The 21,876-nt window shown below is 50.5% G+C and carries 15 protein-coding genes and 1 other RNA gene; 8 read left to right on the forward strand and 8 right to left on the reverse strand.

From position 1 onward, the window contains the following. The first annotated feature begins 37 nt into the window (after window positions 1-37). A complete protein-coding gene (locus tag B7992_RS01500; protein ID WP_139258176.1) occupies window positions 38-1,039 on the forward strand; it encodes a DUF5683 domain-containing protein in 1,002 nt (333 codons plus the stop codon). A gap of 33 nt (window positions 1,040-1,072) precedes the next feature. On the opposite strand, the gene B7992_RS01505 is transcribed toward B7992_RS01500, so the two are convergent. Continuing rightward, the gene (locus B7992_RS01505; protein WP_073156681.1) at window positions 1,073-1,690 is read right to left on the reverse strand and encodes a histidine phosphatase family protein; all 618 of its coding nucleotides are present in this window, start codon (window positions 1,688-1,690) and stop codon (window positions 1,073-1,075) included. 171 nt (window positions 1,691-1,861) lie between these two features. Beyond that, an RNA gene (gene ffs, locus B7992_RS01510) (signal recognition particle sRNA small type) lies at window positions 1,862-1,958 on the reverse strand. A gap of 163 nt (window positions 1,959-2,121) precedes the next feature. On the opposite strand from ffs, the gene B7992_RS01515 reads away from it, so the two are divergent. Further along, entirely contained in the window at window positions 2,122-6,741 is a 4,620-nt protein-coding gene (locus tag B7992_RS01515) for a cadherin repeat domain-containing protein (RefSeq protein ID WP_088665446.1), read from the forward strand. A 182-nt stretch (window positions 6,742-6,923) separates the two neighbouring features. Here the strand turns inward: B7992_RS01515 and thrH are convergent, their stop codons facing one another. The 4 genes from thrH to sufB form a co-directional block, all read right to left on the reverse strand. Further along, the gene (gene thrH / locus B7992_RS01520) at window positions 6,924-7,541 is read right to left on the reverse strand and encodes a bifunctional phosphoserine phosphatase/homoserine phosphotransferase ThrH (RefSeq protein ID WP_073159879.1); all 618 of its coding nucleotides are present in this window, start codon (window positions 7,539-7,541) and stop codon (window positions 6,924-6,926) included. A 20-nt stretch (window positions 7,542-7,561) separates the two neighbouring features. Beyond that, the gene (locus B7992_RS01525; RefSeq protein ID WP_073159882.1) at window positions 7,562-8,443 is read right to left on the reverse strand and encodes an Hsp33 family molecular chaperone HslO; all 882 of its coding nucleotides are present in this window, start codon (window positions 8,441-8,443) and stop codon (window positions 7,562-7,564) included. A gap of 101 nt (window positions 8,444-8,544) precedes the next feature. Then, a complete protein-coding gene (locus B7992_RS01530; RefSeq protein WP_073160043.1) occupies window positions 8,545-9,108 on the reverse strand; it encodes a DJ-1 family glyoxalase III in 564 nt (187 codons plus the stop codon). A gap of 445 nt (window positions 9,109-9,553) precedes the next feature. Beyond that, a complete protein-coding gene (gene sufB / locus B7992_RS01535; RefSeq protein ID WP_088658709.1) occupies window positions 9,554-10,969 on the reverse strand; it encodes a Fe-S cluster assembly protein SufB in 1,416 nt (471 codons plus the stop codon). Between the two features lie 98 nt (window positions 10,970-11,067). Between sufB and B7992_RS01540 the strand changes: the two genes are divergently transcribed. From B7992_RS01540 to B7992_RS16500, 3 genes are all read left to right on the forward strand, one after another. Next, entirely contained in the window at window positions 11,068-12,108 is a 1,041-nt protein-coding gene (locus tag B7992_RS01540; protein WP_141100333.1) for a histidine phosphatase family protein, read from the forward strand. Window positions 12,109-12,129: 21 nt separating this feature from the next. Continuing rightward, the gene (locus B7992_RS01545; RefSeq protein ID WP_088665448.1) at window positions 12,130-13,536 is read left to right on the forward strand and encodes a sodium-dependent transporter; all 1,407 of its coding nucleotides are present in this window, start codon (window positions 12,130-12,132) and stop codon (window positions 13,534-13,536) included. Window positions 13,537-13,688: 152 nt separating this feature from the next. Then, a complete protein-coding gene (locus B7992_RS16500; protein ID WP_158535448.1) occupies window positions 13,689-13,856 on the forward strand; it encodes a hypothetical protein in 168 nt (55 codons plus the stop codon). Window positions 13,857-13,862: 6 nt separating this feature from the next. Here the strand turns inward: B7992_RS16500 and B7992_RS01550 are convergent, their stop codons facing one another. Beyond that, on the reverse strand, window positions 13,863-16,922 hold the full coding sequence (locus tag B7992_RS01550) for a type IA DNA topoisomerase (RefSeq protein WP_254917576.1): 3,060 nt from the start codon (window positions 16,920-16,922) through the stop codon (window positions 13,863-13,865). 45 nt (window positions 16,923-16,967) lie between these two features. Further along, window positions 16,968-17,432 carry a hypothetical protein gene (locus B7992_RS01555; protein WP_088665450.1) on the reverse strand — a complete coding sequence of 155 codons (465 nt, stop codon included), beginning with the start codon at window positions 17,430-17,432 and terminating at the stop codon, window positions 16,968-16,970. Window positions 17,433-18,171: 739 nt separating this feature from the next. Between B7992_RS01555 and leuA2 the strand changes: the two genes are divergently transcribed. From leuA2 to B7992_RS01570, 3 genes are all read left to right on the forward strand, one after another. Continuing rightward, window positions 18,172-19,743 carry a 2-isopropylmalate synthase LeuA2 gene (gene leuA2 / locus B7992_RS01560; protein ID WP_249269331.1) on the forward strand — a complete coding sequence of 524 codons (1,572 nt, stop codon included), beginning with the start codon at window positions 18,172-18,174 and terminating at the stop codon, window positions 19,741-19,743. A 66-nt stretch (window positions 19,744-19,809) separates the two neighbouring features. Then, entirely contained in the window at window positions 19,810-20,187 is a 378-nt protein-coding gene (locus B7992_RS01565; RefSeq protein ID WP_073159892.1) for a hypothetical protein, read from the forward strand. 12 nt (window positions 20,188-20,199) lie between these two features. After that, complete coding sequence (locus B7992_RS01570; protein ID WP_073284738.1) at window positions 20,200-21,873, forward strand: alpha-glucosidase; 1,674 nt, start codon at window positions 20,200-20,202, stop codon at window positions 21,871-21,873. Window positions 21,874-21,876 lie beyond the last annotated feature (3 nt).

Raw genomic sequence — 21,876 nt, forward strand, 5'->3', positions numbered from 1 at the left:
CCTTGTATAGACTTTTATATATTTGCGCTCAATGTTAATGAGTTGGTTCAAGCCTATCCGGAGTCGCTCCCTGCGGGCCGGAGTCCTGGCCCTGCTGCTGTTGGTGGCCGGGGTCTTTGCCGCTGAATCTCCTCAAGACAGTGTCAATCCCATGCAAAAGGGCGTTACCGGAATTAGGGCCATCGATACCCTCAAGGTAAATGAATGGGATATTCCTACCGAGCGGAATTCTCTTCCCTTGACCATGCTCTTAAGTATCCTGCCGGGTGGTGGTCATTATTACACGGAACATTACGTTCGTGGTGGATTCATTACCGCAATCGAACTTGCTCTTTTTTACGAAGTTGTCTACAATAAGGACTTCCAGTATCGACGAGTCCTGGAACAGGCGGAACCTTTTAGAGATTCCGTCTCCTTCTATACCCGAAAGATCATGGGTTTGCAGTCTAGGGACAGCCTTGAATATTATCAAAAAAAACGTACGGACAACATCAATCGTCTGAGAGCCTACAGCGACAAGAAAATGGAACAGGAAGACCTGCGCAAGGCTGAAACGGCCTGGCTCTATGGTCTGCAGTTGTATAGTATGTTCGACGCCTTTGGTATCTGGTATAAGAACAATTATCGAAGCAATGAATTGAGGAGTATGAAGTCTGCCGCCTTGTGGGCCATTATCCCCGGTTTTGGACAAATGTATAATGGGGAGTTTGGCAAGGCCGGCTTACTATATATGGGACTGATGGGAGCAAGCGTCAGCGTCTGGACTTCGCAGAACATGGTAGAATATTACCTCGACCGCAAGCATATGCAGGCTGGAGAAAGCACGACTAGTGAAGACTACGAACGTGTGGTAGAGCGTGTGACCTATTACCGCAAGAACCGTAACCAGTATATCTGGGCTTCGGCGCTCCTGTATCTGTATTCGATTGGCGATGCGGTGGTGGACGCCCTGTTGAGCGACTTTGACAACCCGCTGCACCTGGCTCTGTTGCCGAATTTCAACGGCGGCGCCCAGGCTCTGTTTACCTTTGATTTTTAAACGGAAAAAAGCTGGCGTTTGCCAGCTTTTGCTTTAACCGATTTTCAGCGGAACCATCTGGATTCCGTCATGAATCTTTGTGTAGGTTCCTCGATAGTGGCCTTCGGCGTTACGCTTGAATTCAAAGCGGGTGACCATGGCGTAACTGAATGCACCTTCTACGAACTGGTCGTCGGGGAGTCCGCAGGCGAAGTGCTGCAATGCGGCGATTACACCTGCGTGGCTGATCCACAGAAATTCTCCATCGTCGTCGAGGCTGTCTAGCAGGCGGCCGGCGCGCTTGTCGATGTCATAGAAACATTCGCCGTTGTTGAACCTGTAACCTCGGAGGTCGTTGGCCCATCCCAGCATTTGTTCGCGAGGAACCTGATCCATCTTCTGACCTTCCCAGTCACCGAAGTTGATCTCGATGATTTCGTCTCGCTTCTCGACTTCGAGGCCGGTCACCTTGGCGGCCTTTTCGGCTAGGCGGGTGCAGCGGAGCAACGGGCTCGAAAACAAACGGGTGGGCTTGGCTCCAGCGGCCACCAGGGCCTTCAGGGCGCCCTCGCTTTCTTCTTCGAAAGTAGGGGAAACGTCAAAGTCCAGTCTGCCGTAACAGACATCTTTGGGATTGTAAGGCTTGGTATGGCGGATGGTCCAGAGAATCATGAGAGTGAACAGTGAATAGTTAAGAGTGAATAGTTAAGAGTGAATAGTGGTGAGTTAAAACCAGGCGCCTTCGGCGCGATTATTTGGCTCAAAGGAGCCGCAGGCTCCGCCCTCATACCTCGTTCCTCTTTCTCAAAAATAAAAAAACTGCCGTTTTCCAGCAGTTTTAAAAAATCCTAGGCTACCTGAGCACATAAAAATCCGCAAGTCCGTTGCTGCTTTCGCCCTGGCGAGTTGCCCGCAAATAGTCATTGCGCAGGGCCTAGGAGCCTCAAATATAGAACAATTTTGACATTTTTCAAGAGATTAGGCCGTTTCTATGGATTATTTGACATAAGAAACCGCTTTTAGGTTTCGTTTTGTTAACGTTGTAAATTTTATTTTATTATTTTATGGGATAGGGTATAGGGTTGAATTTGCGGAGGTTTATTATGTTTTTGTATGATTTTAGAAAGATTTGGCTAGTTTTGCTAGTTCTGGGTTGCTGTAGCGCATCTTTTGCAGAGGGACTCCCTCTGGAAGTGCTCCCTTTTAAGTTTACAAAAATTGCCGGGGATTCTGCGTCTCAGACCAATGCATGGAATGACCTCATGAAGTATAAACTTTGGGGTACCGGTCTGTACGAAGGTGATGGCATTGTCGGTAACGGAAAAAATGCCGGCGATGGTATTGTCTTTGATGGTGGAAAAATCCATATTACGGATTCTTCTGGCTATGTTGGTAGTGCCACTGGCGACTTCGTCATGGTAAATGATGTGCATTCTATTGGCGGCCCCCTGGTTTTTGGAGGCTCCTTTAAGGGTGGTACCGGACTGGATTCCATCTTGATCGGACCTTCTCATTTTGGGGGTACTTTTGAGGCTTCCTTTAATGGCCGAAATAACGAATTCTTTGCAGGCATGTATTGTGTAGAAAACGGCTTTGTCGTAAACAATAATTGTGACGGCGAATATTATTGCGCAACGCAGGGCCTTCGTGATACAAAGGCTACTATTGGGTGTGATGGAGCTATCCCCATTGATGAGTATCTTGATGTTCCTGTTGTTGATTACTCTTTCTTTGACGGTATGGATGCTGATCATTATCTGAAAATCGATACGGTCATTCATGCTTCTTCCACGACTCCCAACGCCTATATTGATGTGCCCCCCGGTGATATTGACGATATGTATAATATCCGTGTTGCGGGTATCAGACTGGAAAATGACAAGCCCTTGTATGTTCGCATGCAGAAGAGCGGTCGTTTGACTCGCGTCTTTTTGGATGGTGGACTTGAAATCACCAACCATAGTAATATTCGCGTAATCCAGGCTTCCGATGATAGTGAATGGGATAGGGAATCTAGAACGTGGACCACATCTGATGAAAATTTGGTTAGCAATAAGGATTATGCCGGCAACCTTTTGTTTTACACTCCCGAAGAGATTAACTGGACTGCTGGCGAAAAGCATCTTCAGGGTACATTCATTTCTGGCAAGACCATTACCATTGCGCAGCAGGCCCGTTTCGCTGGCCAGCTGATTGCCAAGGCTATTTATGTACAGTTTGACTTCAAGGCCGAAGACTTCCGCTATGTGCGCTTCAACCCGTCTGTAATTGACCCGACCTTGTTTGCTACGGTTGAATTCCCCGAAAGCGAAAGAGATACGGTTATTCCCTTGAAGCTGAACAAGAAGACACAGGTGAAGGTGACATTTGATTATTGCTTCAGTGTGTCTTCTGAAACTCCGGTTGATGGAAAGATCAGTGGCGCTCTGGCAGATGCTTCTGACTTTGTGGGGCTTACTCCTATTTGCGGAGATTCTTTGGCTTCCGCAGAAATTGACGTTGATTCTGACACTCTCGATTTGAAAAATCAGATCAAGATTCACGCAAAGCTGGATCAGTTTGTCGAAGCGTATGGCACGAACAATAAAGAAAAATTCCAGTTGAAGATTTCGAATCTTGTTGGTGCCGTTTTAAAGAATGCTTCTGGTGAATACGTTCGCGAAGGTGCCTTTGATATGTACATCATCGATCAGGATGTTGTCCCTGTGACTAGGGACACGGTTATTGACGCCGTTGAAGATTCCGTATTCACCTTTGCGGCTGATATGTTCCCCTATGAATCGCCCCTTGATCGAGAAATGGGTGGTGTCGTTATCGAAGCTGTCCCTGCAAAGGGCTCGTTGACCTATTTTGGAAAAACGTTGACTAAGAGTGATGTGGGTAAGAAGATCCCGGCTGATTCCCTTGGTCAGTTGAAGTATGTGCCCGTGGCTGATAAATATGGTGATTCGCTGTCGAATTATGAATACACGACTCTGAAATTTGCAGTCTATGATTCTCAGAATTCCGTAAGCTCCAGTGATAAAAAGGAAGGCTCCAAGACTCTAACCGTTGTTGTCACCCCGGTGAACGATGCTCCGATTACTGGCCCTGCCACTTTCACTATTTCTGGCCATGTGATTAATGGTGGCGATAAGGCAATCCTTGACGGATCCATTTCTGTGAAGGATGTTGATGACGATACATTTACCTACGCCTTTGATCCTGATGATCCGAACTTCGCCGTTGTGGATTCCCTCTTTGTTATCGATGAAAATACTGGCAAGATCCATGTGAAGGATGGCATTGAGCTGAATGAAAACGTCTCTAAGTCCAAGTACGAAATCAACGTGATTGTAAGCGACAAGAGTGCCTCTACCGGTAAGGACGAAGATATTCTTACTGCAAGTTCCAAGGTGACCATCGAAATCGACTTCAATAACAATCCGCCGACTATCGTGACGGATACGGTCCACGTGGTTGAAAATTCCAAGTCCGGAACTTCTGCAGATTCTTCGCTGAAGTCTATCGATAAGGATGCTGGCGATACCGTAAAGACTTATACCTTGGTTGGAACTTCTAATTGGTTTGAAGTTTCTAAGTCTGGCGTAATCACCGTAAAGGAAGGTGCCAAGATTGATTACGAAAAGTCTAAGAATGAGACTCTTACCATTCAGGTTTGCGATGAATACAATGGCTGCTCCGAAAAGAACGTGGTGGTTGCCATCGTGGACGTGCCCAATTCCAAGGTGAAGATTGTTGAAGGTAAAAATGAACAGGGCGAGTGGCCGAACCCCACGACCATTTATACCAACGTTCCGAACATCGAGTTGAGCTGCACCTTCGATAACAGTCCTTCAGCCGAGAAATGCAAGGAAGCTAACTTGAAGGATGGTTGCCAATACGTTACAGTTGAGTATGACAATCCGGATCTGGATGGTGCAGCCCGCGATTCCGTCAAGGTATGCTATAGCTCTGCCGCTCCGATCGTGACTGTTGGCGCCGGAGACAACGAAGTTGTGGCCGACAACATTTATACCATCGTTGAAAGTTTGGATGAAGATGATGCCAACACTTATGTGAATGCAACTAAGAACAAGATTCATGTAACGGTATCTGATCCTGTTTCCAATGTGAAGAAAGACTACTACATAGAGATTGACCTGGATACTACGGGAATTCCCAGTTCCACTCTTTCTACTATGGGAACGGTGGAAAAGGCCAATATCCTTCTTGACGAAACGAAGGTGACCGAACGTACTCCTGTGAATGGCGATGTGGTGGTTCTCTCTTACAAGGAATCTTTTGCGGGTCGCGATTCTGTAACGGTTTCTTACGAGGTGGACAAGAACGGCGACATTATTAAGGTGCCGGTCATGAATTCGAAGGGCAAGTACGACTCTGTTGAAGTTTATACGGTTTCTTACGAAACAGTCGTGAACGGCAGAACCGTAACCATTTCCTATAAGGCTGACGCAGCTACCGGTGCGGTTTTGCTGGTGGACGCCAATGGTAACCTGATGACGGAAAGTGCCGCTTCGAAGAAGGACATTGATGCAGTCCCGTATACTGTATCTTATGACTATGTGGATGCCAACGGCAACTCCGTCAATATTGCCTACGGTGTCAATCGTAAGGGCGAACTGGTTCGTAGCGATGTTGGCGATATCGGCTATTCCGTTTCTTACACCTATGTCAACGTTTATGGCAATGGGGCTACCCAGTCCGTGTTCATTGTGCTAGACCGCGTTGGTCCCAAGGTTGAAATTACCTATCCTCAGACAGGTGATATCGTCCGCGCAAACTTTGTAGAAGTAACCTGGAAGGTGAACGGCGTGGTGCAGGATACCCTGGTTCTCCAGAGTCTGGAAAAGGGTACCAATCCGATTATCCGTTTCTATAAGGATAAGGCCGGCAACATGGGTGCTGATACCGTCTGGGTTGTGATGAAGGACGCCAAGGATGTCGAGATTTCTGTTGAACAGCCTGTGGCTGTCGTGACCAAGGAAAAGGTCGAAGAATACTATACCTCTAATCCTCCCAAACCTGGTGAAACCTTTGCTGTTAGTCTTCGCAATCCCTCTACCGGCAAGGAAGCGGAAACCCTGATCGGTGGCAGCTTCAAGAACGAAAAGGGCAGCGGCAAGGTTCCCTACGAAGGCGTTGAAGAAGGAACTCACCTTGGTCCTACATTGGTCATGGACGTGAAGGTTCCTGTGGTTAGTGGCGTTGGTGGCCTGGCTACCTTGGATGACTTGATCGGTTCTGATGGCCTTGTGGCCATTGAAGGTGTGAGTGCCGCAAACAGTGTAAAGCTGACGGTTAGTGATTACGTTAATCAGTACTGCGAAGACGGATTTGATTACGTCAATGCTTCCAACGCTAACCTGTACGACATCAAGATGGATGTGAAGATCTGGGTGTACACGACCTTGGGCAACTTTGTGGATTACTATCGATTCACTCAGGAATTGAACGATCCTTCCTTTGTCAACGAGGCTGGCTTGCTTCAGATGTTCTTTGAACTGAAACCGGACAAGGATGGCTATGTGCGTGCTGAATCCGGCAAGCTGTTTGCTACGGGTGCCTATGTCTACAAGGTTGATGTTGGCATGAAGTCTGTTCTGAAGTGTACCTTGCCGCCGGTGAACGATCTTACTGCCAAGAAGAAGGGCGATATCATCAAGACTAGCGACGATATGCTGAAGTCCTTCGGCTACAAGCGTCCTGGCAACAAGAAGTAATATTTGATATGGCTATGTTCTTTCAAAGTGTAGATGTAATATAACTATCTAAAAACTTTATCTTAGATACTTGGTCTAACCTAATTTTTGTTGGGTTAGACCATTTTTTTTATTTAAAAGTATGCGGAAAAAAAATAAACGCCGCTTTGGAGCGGCGTTTATTAGCAGTAAAGCCCTAATAATTAAAGGGTGTCCTGGAACTTATGGAACTTTTCGAGGAGCTCTGCGTAAGTCTTGGTGGCTTCCAGCTGGGGGAACTGTGCGACGATGGAGTCCGGGGCGCAGAAGAAGCAACCCTTGTCTGCCTGCTTCAGCATGCCGGTGTCGTTAAAGGAGTCGCCGCTGGCGAATACCTTGAAGTTCAGGTCTTGCAGGGACTTGACCACCTTGGTCTTCTGGTCGTTCAGGCGCAGGTGGTAACCCTTGATCATGTCATTTTCTACAACAAGGTTGTGGCAGAAAATGCTGGGCATGCCCAGGTTCTTCATGATGGGGTAGGCGAATTCCTGGAAGGTGTCGCTGAGGATGATCACCTGGGCTTCGTCGCGGAGTGTGTCCATGAAATCGCGGGCGCCTTCCAGCAGGCCCAGGTTGGCGATTACATTCTGGATGTCGCTGAGCTTGATGCCTTCGCGTTCCAAAATCTTGATACGGCCCTTCATCAGAACGTCGTAGTCGGGAATGTCGCGGGTGGTCAGGCGCAGGTCGGCGATGCCGGTCTTTTCTGCAACGGCAATCCAGATTTCCGGAGCGAGAACGCCTTCAAGGTCCAGGGTGACGACACATTGTTTGGTAAACATATTAATCCTTCGGATTGACGTTAATTCTTTTTACGGCTGGCGATGATTTCGCGCAGGTCGTTCAGGGTGATCTTATACTTGTTGCGGCAGAAGTCGCAGGTGACGTCCAGGTCTTCGCCGTCTTTTTCCAGATCTTCCAGGTCATTGAGGGGGAGGGTCGCTACGGTACCCACCATGCGTTCCTGGCTGCAGGGGCAGTAGGCCTTGGGTTCAATTTCCTTGACGATGTCGATTTCGTAGGGGCCGCGGAGCTGGTCCAGCAGTTCATCCAGGTCAAAGCCTTCGGCCTTGGTCATGTCCTTGAAGGTGGGCAGGTTCTGGATGATCACTTCAATCAGGTTGATGTCCTTGTCTTCAAGATCCGGAAAGGCTTCGATGTAGAAACCGGCGGCGTAGTCCAGTTTGCTGGGGTCTTCTTTATTGAAATTGGCTTCGATACCCACAGCGGAACGTACCTGTTCGGACTGCAAGAGGTAGCTGGCCAGATTCTGACCCATAGAAACGGAGGGGGCCTCGATAATGCTTTCGTGAACGCGCTTGCCCTGTTCGTTCAGCTTGACCACCTTGACGGTCTGGGGAACGAGTGCGGGTTCGTTGCCGCCGATGGCCTGCAGTTCGCTCTGCGGAATCATGGCGCGGATCAAACCCTGGGGAGTGGAGTCTGACTGGATGCAGGTGATTTCGCCACCAAAGCTGGTGGTGAAACTTACGGTGCCGGGGAACTTGAGGCCTGCGCTCAAAAAGAGGCTGGCGATGGAGTTCTCGGCCATGAGCTTGAGGGCGTAACCCTTGGCGTCATGCTGCTTGCCGATGGTGTTCATGGTCTTGGTCAGGTCAACCACAATCAGGCGGAAGGGAGTCTTCTTGCCTGTGGCGCGGATAATGCGATCTTGAAAATTCATAGGCCCAAATTTAGTAAAAAAGCCCCAAGGTTTCACCTTGGAGCTGTCGCAAACTGAGCCGTTTCAAAGGCCTGCGCTTCGGTGGAGCGCGCCCCGAAGTTTTAGCGGGCTACCACCTGCTTGCGGATCTTTTCGGAGGTTTCGCGGTTGGCTGCCTGGGCCAGGCATTCAAAGGCGAATTCTTCGGCGGTACCGGCGCCGCGGCTGGTAATGATGTTGCCATCGACGACTACGCGGTCGGTAAGGAACTGCTTGCAGTCCAGTTCCACTTCGCAGCCCGGGAAGCAAGTACACTTGCGGGTCTTGAGGAGACCTGCCTTGGAAAGAACCAGCGGGGCGGCGCAGATGGCGAAAATCCACTTGCCTTTGGAATCAAAGTCGCGCAGGACGTCGGCAACGGCTGCGGAAGCCTTCAGATTCTGAACGCCGGGGCCGCCACCGGGGAGGCAGACTGCATCGAAGTCGGCGAGGCTAGCTGCGGCTCCTGCCATCACGTCTTTCAAGAGAACGTTTGCCTTGATGGCCAGACCATGGGCGCCTACAACTTCCAGGCTATCGCTGATGGAAGCCAAAGTCACATTCAGACCGCCACGCTGCCAGTAGTCAAAAGGAGTAACGAATTCGGTTTCTTCAAAACCGTTAGCCATCAAGAAAAGAACGTTCATAAATACCTCGTTGTTTGCGGGTTCCATCTAGAGGGGGCCGAAGACCATGCGTTTCTTAGGTTTGTAGGAGTGGAATCCAATTTTTTCACAATATAACAAGAAATGAATCTAATCGGAGTGAAAGTGGTGTCTTTTCGGCAAAATGGGTTACTAAATATGTTTGAAGATGTGTTTTAGTAACCTCTTTTTTGAATAAATTAAACAAAAAGTGCTGGTGAAAGGAGCTTTTCCTGTGTGAGGCTCTTATTGTGGGTTACTAAAATTGATGTGTAAAGGACTTTAGTAACCTTTTAAAGAGAAAATGTTGTAGATAAACTAAATATTGGGTTACCAAAACGTTGAAATTGGTTTGTTTAGTAACCCCTTTTGTAAAAATACGCTCAAAGATGGGGGGCGGTTGTGTTTTCCGGTGACACGCGGAGGGGCGCTCAGGATGACACGCGAGTTACCCCACGCTGTGTTCCAGCTTCAATGTCAGAAGCTGGCGGGCTTCGGTGGCGAATTCGCCGGGGAGTTCCTTGAACACGTCCTTACAGAAACCGCCTACCATGGCCTGAATGGCGTCTTCGCGCTTGATGCCGCGGCTCTCGAAATAGAACAGTTGGTCTTCGCTGATGCGGCTGGTGGTGGCTTCGTGTTCTGTTTGTGCAGTGGGGTTTGCCACCGTGATATACGGGAACGTATGGGCGGCGCTCTTGTCACCAACCAGCATGCTGTCGCACTGGGTGTAGTTGCGGGCGCCTGCGGCTCCCTTACGGATAGAAACCTCGCCGCGGTAGGCGTTGCTGGAGCAGTCGGCGCTGATACCCTTAGAAATAATGGTGCTCCTGGTGTTCTTACCGATGTGGATCATCTTGGTGCCGGTATCGGCCTGCATGTGTCCGTTGGTAAGGGCAACGCTGTAGAATTCGCCTACGGAGTTGTCGCCAACCAGAACGCAGCTGGGGTACTTCCAGGTGATGGCGGAGCCGGTTTCCACTTGAGTCCAGCTGATGCGGCTGTTCTTGCCTGCGCACTTGCCGCGCTTGGTTACGAAGTTATAGACGCCACCAGCACCAGTTTCGCGATCGCCGGCGTACCAGTTCTGCACGGTGCTGTACTTAATCTTGGCGTTTTCGTTGGCTACCAGTTCTACGATAGCGGAATGGAGCTGCTTGCTAGAGAATTCAGGAGCGGTGCAGCCTTCCAGGTAGCTGACTTCGGCATTGTCGTCGGCGATAATCAGGGTGCGTTCGAACTGGCCTGCTTCCTTGTTGTTGATGCGGAAGTAGGTGGACAGGTCCATGGGGCACTTGACGCCTGCGGGAATGTAGACGAAACTTCCGTCGCCAAAGACGGCGCTGTTCAGGGCGGCAAAGTAGTTGTCGCCTGCAGGAACCACGCTACCCAGGTACTGTTCAATCAGTTCCGGATATTCCTTGATGGCGTCGGAAATACTGCAGAAGATAATGCCCATTTCCATGAGCTTCTTCTTGTGGCTTGTATAAATACTGACGGAGTCGAACACGGCGTCCACGGCTACGTTGGCCAGGCGCTTCTGTTCGTCCAGGGGAATTCCCAGCTTTTCGAAGGTGGCCAGAAGTTCCGGGTCCACGTCTTCGATTTTTTCGTGGGATTTCTTGTTCTTGGGAGCGGAATAATAGACGATGTCCTGCAAATCTACAGGTTCAAAATTCAGTTCGCCCCACTTGGGCTGCTCCATGGTCAAGAGCTTTTCGTAGGCCTTCAGGCGGAAGTCCAGCATGAACTGAGGTTCGCCACGGAGAGCGCTGGCACGGCGGATGATATCTTCGTTAAGACCCTTTTCAAAAGCCTCGTTCTCGATATCAGTCACAAAACCATACTTGTAATTTTCGCTCATGATCAACCTACGTTCTTTATAAAATTAGCGGCTCAAATATACAAAAATTAAAAAAGTGGAAAATCTTGAAAAAGATCATCTTACTATATTGGAACATTATGATGAAGAAATTTTTATTGCCCATTTCTATAGCCGCCATGCTCTTTAGTGCATGTGGTAGTGATAGTTCCAATGATTCTGGTGTGGCCGTCAATCCGCCTGCCGATGATCCGCAGACTCCTCCCATAGAAACCCCGGTTAATCCGGCCAGCTCTGCCACGGTTGGTGATGATCCCAACCCGCAGCCCATCGAATCTTCTGCTTCGCTGGAAATTTCTTCTGCATCCGAGATGCCTCTGGACACTTCCTTTGTGCCCGAGGGCGATACCTCTTCTATCAGCGGCATTACCGGTAACGATATGCCCTTCGAAATCCTGACTGAAGAAATCGAAAAGGACCGTCAGTATGTCGCTGCTTCGGCCATTACCGATTACGAAACGGTTCAGTCTGTTTATGAAAGCCTGGAAGAGGGCGACAAGGTTGCCTTTGTCATTCGTCATGGCCGTCGCGAAAGTGGTGTCGGTGTTGAATCCAAGCTGACCGAGGCCGGTATCGAACAGTCTCAGCGCCTGGGCGGTTTTTTGGCCAGTTCCGAAGCTTTCTCTTACGGTCATACCGATTTCGTGCGTACTCGCAGTACCGCAATCAACATTGCCTACGGTCGTGGTGAAGATACGACCAGCTTCCAGTCTGTCATTACCAATCGCCTGGTGGCCAGCACCTACATCAAGGACATGGAACTTTTTGAACAGTACAAGAAGGATTCTACCGCCAGTATTAATGAAGGTGAAGTATACTCCCAGTGGGCCTTCGATGGTTTGCTGACCTCAGCCTTCTATGACCTGGAAGCCCGTGCCGTTCAGACGATTGTGCAGGGAATCATTCCCAACATGTCTGAAACCAACCGTGTGAATATCTTTATTAGCCACGATATGTTCCTGATGCCCTTGATGATTTACGTCTCTGACCGTAAGATTGATCGTTTGCGCTACCACGTTTCCAAAAAGGGTGTGTACTACCTAGATGGCGTGGCCGTAGTTATCAAGGCTAACGGAGAACGTCGCTACCACGTTGTGAACGGCATTGAATTTGGAACCTAAGAAATCTGCGGGTTATTGAAAATGAATCAAAGAGAAAATTTTAAATCTCGTCTTGGCTTTATTTTGATTGCGGCGGGTTGCGCCATTGGTATCGGTAATGTTTGGCGTTTCCCCTTCATTACGGGCCAGTATGGTGGTGCCGCATTCATCCTGATCTACTTGTTCTTCCTGGTGATCTTGGGCTTGCCCGCCCTCATTGCCGAATTTGCTGTCGGTCGTGCCAGTAAGCGCGGTATCGGCCGATCTTTCGAAGAACTGGAACCTGCCGGTTCCAAGTGGCATATTGCCAAGTATCCCATGATCGTCGGTGACTACCTGCTGATGATGTTCTACACCACGGTGAGCGGCTGGATGATGTACTACTTCTACCACATGGCGGTGGAAGGGGATATTCATGGCCTGTCTCCTGAACAGGTGGGTGAACGATTCGGCACCATGTTGGGGAATCCCAGCGTGCAGGTGGGCTGGATGGCTATTGCTACCATTCTCGGTCTGGGAATCGTTTCTCTGGGCTTGCAGAAGGGCGTGGAACGTGTAACCAAGAGCATGATGTCTATGCTTTTCTTGATCATGATTATTCTTGCCATCCGCGCTGTGACCTTGCCCGGTGCTGAAGAAGGCCTCAAGTTCTACTTGCTCCCGGACTTTGCCCGTCTGCAGCAGGGCGTTACCGAAGTAATCTTTGCCGCCATGGGACAGGCTTTCTTTACCTTGAGTATCGGTATCGGTTCCATGTCCATCTTCGGAAGCTATATCGGCAAGAAGCATACCCTAGCCAAGGAAGCGGTGAATATCTGCGTCCTGGATACGGTGGTGGCCTTGCTTGCCGGTTTGATCATTATTCCCAGCTGCTTCGCTTTCAATGTGGAACCGGGTGCTGGTCCTGGCCTTGTGTTCGTGACTCTGCCCAACATCTTTAGCCAGATGCCTGCGGGTCGCTGGTGCGGTGTGGCCTTCTTCCTGTTCATGAGCTTTGCCGCCCTGAGTACCTTGGTGGCCGTGTTCGAAAACATCATCTCTTTCTGGATGGACCTGAAGGGTTACGACCGCAAGAAGGTGGTGAAGTGGAACATTCTGGCGATTATCGTTCTTTCCTTGCCTTGTGCTTTGGGCTTTAACGTGCTTTCTGGCTTTCAGCCCTTTGGTGCTGGCAGCGGCGTTCTCGACCTGGAAGACTTTATCGTTTCTAACACCTTGCTGCCTCTCGGTAGCTTGTTCTTCGTGGTGTTCTGCAACTTCCGTTACGGCTGGGGCCAGAAGAATTTCTACGATGAAGTCAATACCGGTAGCGGTATGAAACTTCCCGTAAACGGGATTGTCCGTTTTTACATCAAGTGGATTCTGCCCTTGATCGTGCTGGTCATTTTCATTATGGGTTACATCCAGAAGTTCGCTCCGGATTTCTACAACCAGATTCTTGGTAAGTAGTTTTGCAGGCTGTTAAAGTCTAACTGATAAATGATCGACAAATAAGTCCGGCGGGTAAAACCGTCGGTCTTTTTTTTGTATATAAAATTGTCAGAAATTGACGCGAATGTAAACCTATATTTGTACACGTAAAAAAGAAAAAAGGATTAACTATGCACAATATTCTGAACATCCAGCGCAACAACACTCTCTTCGGTCTTCTTCTGGCAGCAGCTCCCGCTGTTTTCTGTGCAATGCTGGTGGGGGCCGGCAGTGTCGTGGCTGCAGCCGCTGTTACCGTAGCTTACCTGAGCGTTCTTGTGGGCGAACGGATCGATTAAGGTTTGCTATTTCTGCTTGATGACTTCAACAGTCAACTTGTTAAAGCCCAGCTTTCCGCCTTCGCGGATTTCTAGGGCGGCACGGAAGGTGGTGACGTCCTTCTTGAACGGTTCTAGCACCGGCGAGAACTTGTTCTTCAGCAGATTTTCCACTTCTTCGTCAGAGAATTTGCGCTGGTAGAACACTTGCGGAATGCCGTAACCGCATTGCATGCACTGGTAGCCGCCATCTACCTTGCGTAGGAAACCTCCGCAACCGGGGCAGGGGTATTCGCGACGGAGGAACTCAAATTCTACGCGGCCTACGGGGCTCATTTTCAGGAAGGCGTCAAAGTTTTCGCCCTTCTTGTTCTTGAATCCGCTGATCAGTTCCGTTTTTTCGCCGTTGAGCAAGGCCTTGATGTCGGCGGCCCGAAGTTTTTTGCCTGCGATGGTCTTGAACAGGGTGAACTTGCAATCACAGGGGTTGCCTTGTTCATCGCGGTCGGAACCTTTACCTGTGCAGAAGATGGCGTTCTTGTTTTCTTCTAGGGTGTGTTTGCAGATGGGGCACTTAAACTTGGTTTCGGTACCGTGGAAGTGTCCGTCATTTTCGAAGGCGAAGGTGGCCTTGTGATCGCTATCCCAGACCACCTTGGCGCTAAAGGCCTGGCCCTTCTTAGTGATAAAGTCGGTGATGACGTCGGTGGTGCCGTTGTTGAACAGCTCCGCCATTTCTTCGTCGCTCATGACGTGGCCGGCGATAGTCTTATAGAAAACGAAATCGCAAGGCTCTTCGCAAATGAGACGGTTGCCTAAACTTTTTAGTTTCTTTTGGCACTTGGGGCAGGTATAGTCTGTGGGGGCTGCGTCCTGGGGTTCGTCGCTAAATTCAAATCCGATGTTGCCGTCTTCGCCAAGAACCAGGTTGGCGCTGAAGGTGGTTCCCTTCTTGCTCTTGAAGCCGCTGAGCAAGTCAGATTTGCCGGTGGCCAGAAGCTTGCCCATTTCGGCGTGGCTAAGGGTGCGGCCTGCAATGGTGTGGCCTGCCTTGAAACCGCATTCGCCATTCTTGCAGACGTATCCCCAGGGGGCGATTTCCATGGGCTGGCTGCACTTGGGGCAGGGGAGAGCTTCTGTTACGGTTTCTCGTTCAAACTGGCTGCCGTATTTTTCGTGAAGCTGAACAAAAAGTTCCTTCACATATTCCACGATGCCGTCGCGGAATTCCTTGGGATCCAGGTTGCCCTTTTCTACTTGGGAAAGCTTGTATTCCCATTCGCCGGTCATTTCGGGGGACTTGACTTTTTCGTCCATGAGGGCGATGACTTCGCGGCCGCGGGCGGTACTGACCAGATTGTTTTTCTGGGCTTCGATGAATCCGCGCTTTTTCAAGGTCTCGATGATGCCTGCCTGAGTGGCTGGAGTTCCAAGACCGCGGTCCTTCATGGCTTCGGCCAGTTCTTCGTTGTCGATCTGCTTGCCTGCAGTCTTCATGGCGGCAAGGAGGGTGGCTTCGGTATAATACTTGGGCTTGGACTTCTTTTTCTTCTGAAGTTCCAGGGCGTCGAAGGGGGCCTTGTCGCCGATTTTCCAGTCGGGAAAGGATTCTACGATATTGGTGATGTCGTCAGAATTGCCGCTGTCGTCGCCGGATTTTCCGTCGGCTGCGGCGGAGTCGGCGCCTGCGTCGCCCTTCTTCTTGGATTTGGCCTTCTTCTCTTCTTTGACTAGGGCACGGAAACCTAAGTCCTCGTTCTGCTTCAGCTTAAGGCGGAAGGTTTCTGCGTCACTGCCCGCAGGGGCGGTCAGTGTCACTTCCATTTCATTCCAAACATAGGGTTTCAGCCATGCCTGGACAAAACGTTCCTTGGCCAGATTGTAGATGTTCTCTTCCATTTCGGGGAGGCCACCCTTGATTTCGTCGGGCTGTTCCCCGGTAGGAATAATGGCGAAGTGGTCTGTGACCTTGCTGGAGTTGATGAAAACGAAGTTCTCCGATTCCGGACGCATGATCCCTTGCTGCTGGGGCGTTGCCAGGCGTTGTGCCAGGGCGTAAGCTTCCTGCTTCATGGTGTCGGGCAGGTAGGCGGAGTCGGTACGGGGATAGGTAAGCAACTTCTTTTCGTAAAGATTCTGGGCGCAATCCAGCACTTGCTGGGCGCTGTACTTAAAACGCTTGTTGCCTTCTTTCTGCAGTTCCGTCAGGTCGAAAGGTTTTTGGGGGAACTGCTTTTTCTGCTGGACGTCAATGCCTGCGATGACCGCATCTTCGGGCGGGGCGCATTTGTCCACTACGGCCTGGGCCGGTTCCTCTTTTTCAAAGACCGCCACTTTCAGGGCAGGGCCTTCTGCGCTGTCCTTGCCAGAATCCTTGGCGTCGCGGTCGGGGCGCAGCAACTGTGCCTGGAATCCTTTCCAGGTTCCCACTACGCTGTAGTAATACAGTTCCTTGAACTGTTCCACCAGGGCGTCTCGTTCTACAATCAAGTTTAAAGTGGGTGTCTGCACGCGGCCCACAGAAATCATCTTGCCGCGGCCAGCCGTAAGCGTATAGGCTCGAGTGGCGTTAAGGCCTACCATCCAGTCGGCGCGCTGACGCAGGCGAGCGGCATAACTCAAGTTTAATCGCTGGGTGGCATCTTCCAGATTTTTCCAGGCCTTGTCCAGATCCTTGGCCACATAGCTGTTCACCCAAAGACGCTTGATTTGCTTTTGCTTAAAGGCGGGGGTAAAATCAAGGACCAGGTCAAAAATCAGATTGCCTTCGCGGCCGGCATCGGCGCCGTTCACGAGGACATCCGCCTTACTCATCATTTCTCGCACAACAGTTAGCTGTTTTCTTGTGCTTTCAATCTCCATAAGGCGGAACTTTTCGGGGAGCAAAGGCAAGTTGCCCAACTTCCAGCCCCCTTCGAAACCGGGGTAGGCATCAAGGGGGGCCAGGGTAATCAAGTGACCCACACACCAGGTAATGCAATGGTTCTGCCCAATCAGGCAACCATCTCCCTGTGTGAATTTTTCGCCCTCCAGGCGTTCCAGCATAGGTTTGTAATGTTGGTTTGCAACGGAAGGTTTTTCGGCCACTAATAGAATCATGGGGGCAAAGATAATAAAGTTCGAACTTTTTTATTACAGGATGGGGTCCAAGTTCTGCAAAGCCTTGGCGGCGGCTCCCTGGGCGAATTTCTGTTCCAAATCCGTGAACTTATCGTTCCAGAATTTTGTTTTTTCGCAGGAGAGGCGCGCTCCCCGTTCGTAAATCCACAGGTAACAATCCTCGTCGACGACTTCGTAATCGGATCCGCCGTTGAACACGTTGGCTACACCGTAAACTTCGTGGTCCTTGCTCAGGATGACCTTGCAACCTAGAAGCATGGAGAGATTTTGACAAGCCTGTTCCAGGGCGGCATTGTCCAGGTCCTCGCTCTTCATCGAGAATCGGGAAACGTTCCGCTCGTCGATTTTCAAACCCAGGGATTCGAAGTCCTGTTCGACCCAACTCATCTTGTTGATAAACTTGCGAAGCGAAGAAATGTCCTGAACCTGGTCCGGTTCCGGAAAAATTCGCCCTCTGACAGTATACTCGTGTTCCATAAAAAGAAAAGTAGAAAAAACGCAGCGCGATTATAAAACTAGTATCTCCCCGCTTTGTCGCCTTTTACAAAGAAATCCACCTACGTTTCCAAAGCCCGAATACGAGCAGAATGGTCTGCGATATCCGCCTGCTGTTTTATCCATGGGGGCGAGGAACGCATTTCCCGTAGTGCGAAATAAATTCGCGGGCGATTGTCGGGCGATATACAAAAAAGTCGGTGTTTCCGACGGAAAGAATATATGAAATTCAAGAGTCATGTCTGACATCTATGTTTAAGGAAGATATGACCGTTAACAGTGCGTTCTTGTCGGTGAGCATACCGTGGAACTGGAAAAGCCGGCCATGTCTGGTATCTATGTCCTTCGTGTCTCGGCAGGAAATTCAAGTTGGAACATGCTGATTAAATTCTAGCAGTCTGGTCTTGTTGAACAGCTACTAAAAAATAAGGAGTTTCCCTTGCCGTGGTGGAAACTTCTTTGTATATTCATCAGCATGAAAATGATCCTAGACCTACAACTTCTACTTTGCACCGCTCTGTGTAATACCGAGGCGAGGTTTTAGGGTATTGAATCAATAAGACTTTTTTTATTGAAATTGAACACTAAAAAGGCTTGCTTCCTCGGGAAAGCGGGCCTTTGTTTTTTGGTCAGAGGGATAAAAAAAGCTATCTTTGAGATTGAAAATTAAATGACTTTGCGTTCCCGGTGAAAATCGAGGGAAGCGGCAAGGAGATGAAAAATGAAGTGCATGATGGATTGTGCCGATCAGGCAAGAAAACCGTTTTTTTACGACGTCACTCTGCGTGACGGTAACCAGGCTCTGCCCAAGCCCTGGAATAACGCCCAGAAGAAGGACGTTTACCTCCAGTTGTTGAAGCTGGGTGTGCAGGGGGCCGAAGTGGGTTTCCCGGCTTCTAGCGAAATGGATTTTGAATCTTGTAAGGAACTGGCCCAGCTCACCGCAAAGATGGCTGAAGAAGGTGATGAAGTCGCCCAGAAGATCGTGGTGGCTGGTCTTGCCCGTTGCGTCCCCAGCGACATTCAGCGCTGCTGGGAAGCGGTCCAGTATGCTCCCAATCCTCGTATCCACACCTTCCTGGCAACTAGCCCCCTCTCCATGGAACATGTGCTGCACATGACTCCGGAACAGGTGAAGGCCAAGGCCGTGGAATGCGTGAAGTTGGCAAAGTCTCTGGTGGGTGACCGCGGTACCGTGGAATTCAGCTGCGAACATTTCGGTGACTGCCTGGAAAACATGGACTTTGTCATTGAAGTTTTGAAGGCCGTGGTGGAAGCGGGGGCAACTACCTTGAACTTGCCCAACACCGTGGAACGTTATCGCCCCATGCTGTACATCTCCCAGATCAAGCAGGTGTACGATGCTCTGCCCAAGAACGTGACTATTTCTGTTCACTGCCATAACGACCTGGGCATGGCAACTGCCGCTACCCTGGAAAGTTTCTTCGTGGGTGCAACCCAGATGGAAGTGGCCTTGAACGGTCTGGGTGAACGTTGCGGCAATACCAACTTCTACGAAGTGGCTGTGGGCCTGCACAACTCCGGTGTAGACACTGGCCTGCATCTGGAAAGAATTTACGAAACCGCCATCCTGATTTCTCAGTGGTCCGGTATCAACATCTACAATCGTGCTCCGTTGATCGGTGCCGAAGCTATCGTCCATCGTAGCGGTATCCACCAGGATGGCGCCAGCAAGACCAAGGACATGAAGAAGGGTGCATACCGCCCCATCGACTACTCCATCATCGGCCGTAACCAGAACGATTCCCTCAGCTTCACCAGCCAGAGTGGTCGTACCGCCGTGTACGAAATCATCACCAAGTTCGGTTACAAGATGAGTCTGGCCGAAGCCGCCGAACTGCAGCCCATCTTGAAGGCTTGCAGCGAAAAGGAAGGCGAGCTGAGCGCCGAACGGGTTCTGGATGTTTTCCGCGAACAGCGCGTTAACGTGAACGGCCGTTTGGTGTTCAACAACATCGAAGTTGTTCCCGATGAAAACCGTTTCGTGTTCCACTTCAAGAAGGACAAGGAGCCCATAATCAAGTCCATCACTGCCGAAGGTCCCATTGAAGCTGGCCTTATGCTCATGCGTGAAATCGGCATGCCGGTGGAACTGGTGAAGTATCGCCAGGTGGTGGTTCCTGAAAAGGATTCCATGTGGGCTGGTCGCGGTCTCAGCCGTATTGTGCTGAAGGCCAATGGCAAGGAAGTGGAAGGCCGCGGTGTTTCTAGCGATACTCTGAAGGCTAACATGCGCGCCCTGTTCGGCGGTGTGAACCTGCTGTACAGGTAGGCTGTAAGTGTCATTCCGAGCGTAGCCACGAAGTGGCGAAGTCGAGGAATCTAGAGTAGAGGAATTATGGATTTAACTGGTAGACTGACACGTCCGTTCAAGAAACGCTACGCCATGTACGCCGACAAGGTCGGTGGTTTTGTGGTGCCGATAAAGGATGCCGTGGCAGGTCTGCTGGGCCACTTTCCCGATGTAAAGGCTTTTGCCGGTTCCGAGGATCTGGCTGATTCCGATGAGGCTTCTGCCGGTGCCGAGGGTGCCGCAAATGGTGCCGCTCCGGCAGGGAAGGTGGGCCTGCTGGATCGCATTAAGAACTTCAAGAAATCCCTGAAGGAAATGAGCGACTTCCAGAAGCTGATCCTTTTGACCATCGCCGTTGTTCTGCCTGCCGGAATTTTGGTGGCCACGATTCTAGTGGGCCTGATCAAGAAGCACAAGAAATAGTTTTGACGTCGTATGCAGCGCTGGAAACATACCATTGCCTACGAAATTTATCCCAGCAGTTTCCAGGACTCCAACGGAGATGGAATCGGGGACCTGAACGGCATTACCAGCCGGCTGGATTATCTGAAGTCTTTGAACGTGGGGGCGATCTGGCTTACGCCGGTGTATGCGTCTCCCATGGTGGATAACGGCTACGACGTTTCCAATTTTTACGAAATCAATCCCCTGTATGGAACCATGGCCGACATGGACAACTTGATTGCCCAGGCCCATAAGCGTGGCATCAAGATTGTGATGGACCTGGTGTTCAACCACATGTCCGATCAGTGTGAATGGTTCAAGGAATCCAAGTCCAGCCGCCACAATCCCAAGAGCGATTGGTTCATCTGGAAAGATGGCGTTGCTGGCGAACCGGGAACGCGACCGGCTCCTCCCAACAACTGGCGCGGTATCTTTGGCGGCTCCGTGTGGGAATGGAATGAAGAACGTCAGCAGTACTACATGCACACCTTCGCCACCCAGCAGCCCGACCTGAACTGGGAAAATCCCGACGTGCGCCAGGCCCTTTTCGACATTGCCAACTTCTGGATTAAAAAGGGCGTGGGCGGTTTTAGAATTGACGCCATTCCCTACATCAAGAAACCGAACGGCTTTGAAAGCGGAACCCCTGATGCAAGCGATGGCCTGGTCAGCGTTCACACCATGACCGTAAATACCCCGGGTGTCCTGGATTTCTTGCAGGAGTTCAAGAAGAACGTGACTCAGGGCAAGGACGTGTTCACCGTGGCCGAGGCAAACGGCGTGGGACCCGACGACTTGAAATATTGGGTAGGGGAGAACGGCGCCTTCGATATGCTCTTCGAGTTTGGCCACCTGCACGATGTTGAAATCTGGTGCAAGCCGTCGCCCTACGGCATCATGGATTTTAAGAAGGCTCTGCTGGCAAGCCAGGAGGCCACTGCGAAGAACGGCTGGTATCCTGCCTTTTTCGAAAATCACGACAAGCCCCGCTGCGTGAACAATTACTTTAGCGAACGGGTGGCTGCCGATCCCAAGCTGCGCGTGTTGGCGGCTAAGGCCATGGCTACGCTGCTCTTGACCTTGCGAGGGACTCCCTTCCTTTACGAGGGTCAGGAAATCGGCATGACCAACGTGCAGTGGAACGACCTGGAAAAGTACGACGAAATCAATACCAAGGCCCAGTACAAGATGGCCCTGCAGGAAGGCTTTTCCCACGAGCAGGCCATGGCCTTCGTAAACCGTTTTAGTCGCGACAATTCCCGCACGCCCATGCAGTGGAACGCCGACGCCAACGCCGGATTCACCACGGGCAAACCCTGGCTCTCCGTGAACGACAACTATGTCGAAATCAACGTGGCGGCCCAGGAATCGGACCCAAACTCCGTGCTGAATTTTTACCGTCGACTGATCGCCTTGCGCTCTTCCAATACCGATCTGGACGGGGGCCCCTTTACGGCGCTGCTCCCCGAACACGAACAAATGATGGCCTATAGGCGAGGTGACGGCACTGTGGTGCTGGTTAACCTTGGCGAGACGGAAGTTGAATATGATGGACGCCTGGTAGAGAACCGCAAACTATTAATAGGCAATTACGAAGGTCCGTTTGAATCGTCGGGCGTAACAAGAGTTTTAAGACCGCTAGAAGCTGTAATCTATGGGATGTAATAA

This window comes from Fibrobacter sp. UWH1 (assembly GCF_002210365.1).
In the GTDB taxonomy this organism is placed as follows: domain Bacteria; phylum Fibrobacterota; class Fibrobacteria; order Fibrobacterales; family Fibrobacteraceae; genus Fibrobacter.

Bases quoted from the DNA above. Each gene is read 5' to 3' on its own strand.
- B7992_RS01500 (WP_139258176.1), top strand. From the start codon at position 38: ATGAGTTGGTTCAAGCCTATCCGGAGTCGCTCCCTGCGGGCCGGAGTC.
- B7992_RS01505 (WP_073156681.1), bottom strand. From the start codon at position 1,690: ATGATTCTCTGGACCATCCGCCATACCAAGCCTTACAATCCCAAAGAT.
- B7992_RS01515 (WP_088665446.1), top strand. From the start codon at position 2,122: ATGTTTTTGTATGATTTTAGAAAGATTTGGCTAGTTTTGCTAGTTCTG.
- thrH (WP_073159879.1), bottom strand. From the start codon at position 7,541: ATGTTTACCAAACAATGTGTCGTCACCCTGGACCTTGAAGGCGTTCTC.
- B7992_RS01525 (WP_073159882.1), bottom strand. From the start codon at position 8,443: ATGAATTTTCAAGATCGCATTATCCGCGCCACAGGCAAGAAGACTCCC.
- B7992_RS01530 (WP_073160043.1), bottom strand. From the start codon at position 9,108: ATGAACGTTCTTTTCTTGATGGCTAACGGTTTTGAAGAAACCGAATTC.
- sufB (WP_088658709.1), bottom strand. From the start codon at position 10,969: ATGAGCGAAAATTACAAGTATGGTTTTGTGACTGATATCGAGAACGAG.
- B7992_RS01540 (WP_141100333.1), top strand. From the start codon at position 11,068: ATGATGAAGAAATTTTTATTGCCCATTTCTATAGCCGCCATGCTCTTT.
- B7992_RS01545 (WP_088665448.1), top strand. From the start codon at position 12,130: ATGAATCAAAGAGAAAATTTTAAATCTCGTCTTGGCTTTATTTTGATT.
- B7992_RS16500 (WP_158535448.1), top strand. From the start codon at position 13,689: ATGCACAATATTCTGAACATCCAGCGCAACAACACTCTCTTCGGTCTT.
- B7992_RS01555 (WP_088665450.1), bottom strand. From the start codon at position 17,432: ATGGAACACGAGTATACTGTCAGAGGGCGAATTTTTCCGGAACCGGAC.
- leuA2 (WP_249269331.1), top strand. From the start codon at position 18,172: ATGAAGTGCATGATGGATTGTGCCGATCAGGCAAGAAAACCGTTTTTT.
- B7992_RS01565 (WP_073159892.1), top strand. From the start codon at position 19,810: ATGGATTTAACTGGTAGACTGACACGTCCGTTCAAGAAACGCTACGCC.
- B7992_RS01570 (WP_073284738.1), top strand. From the start codon at position 20,200: ATGCAGCGCTGGAAACATACCATTGCCTACGAAATTTATCCCAGCAGT.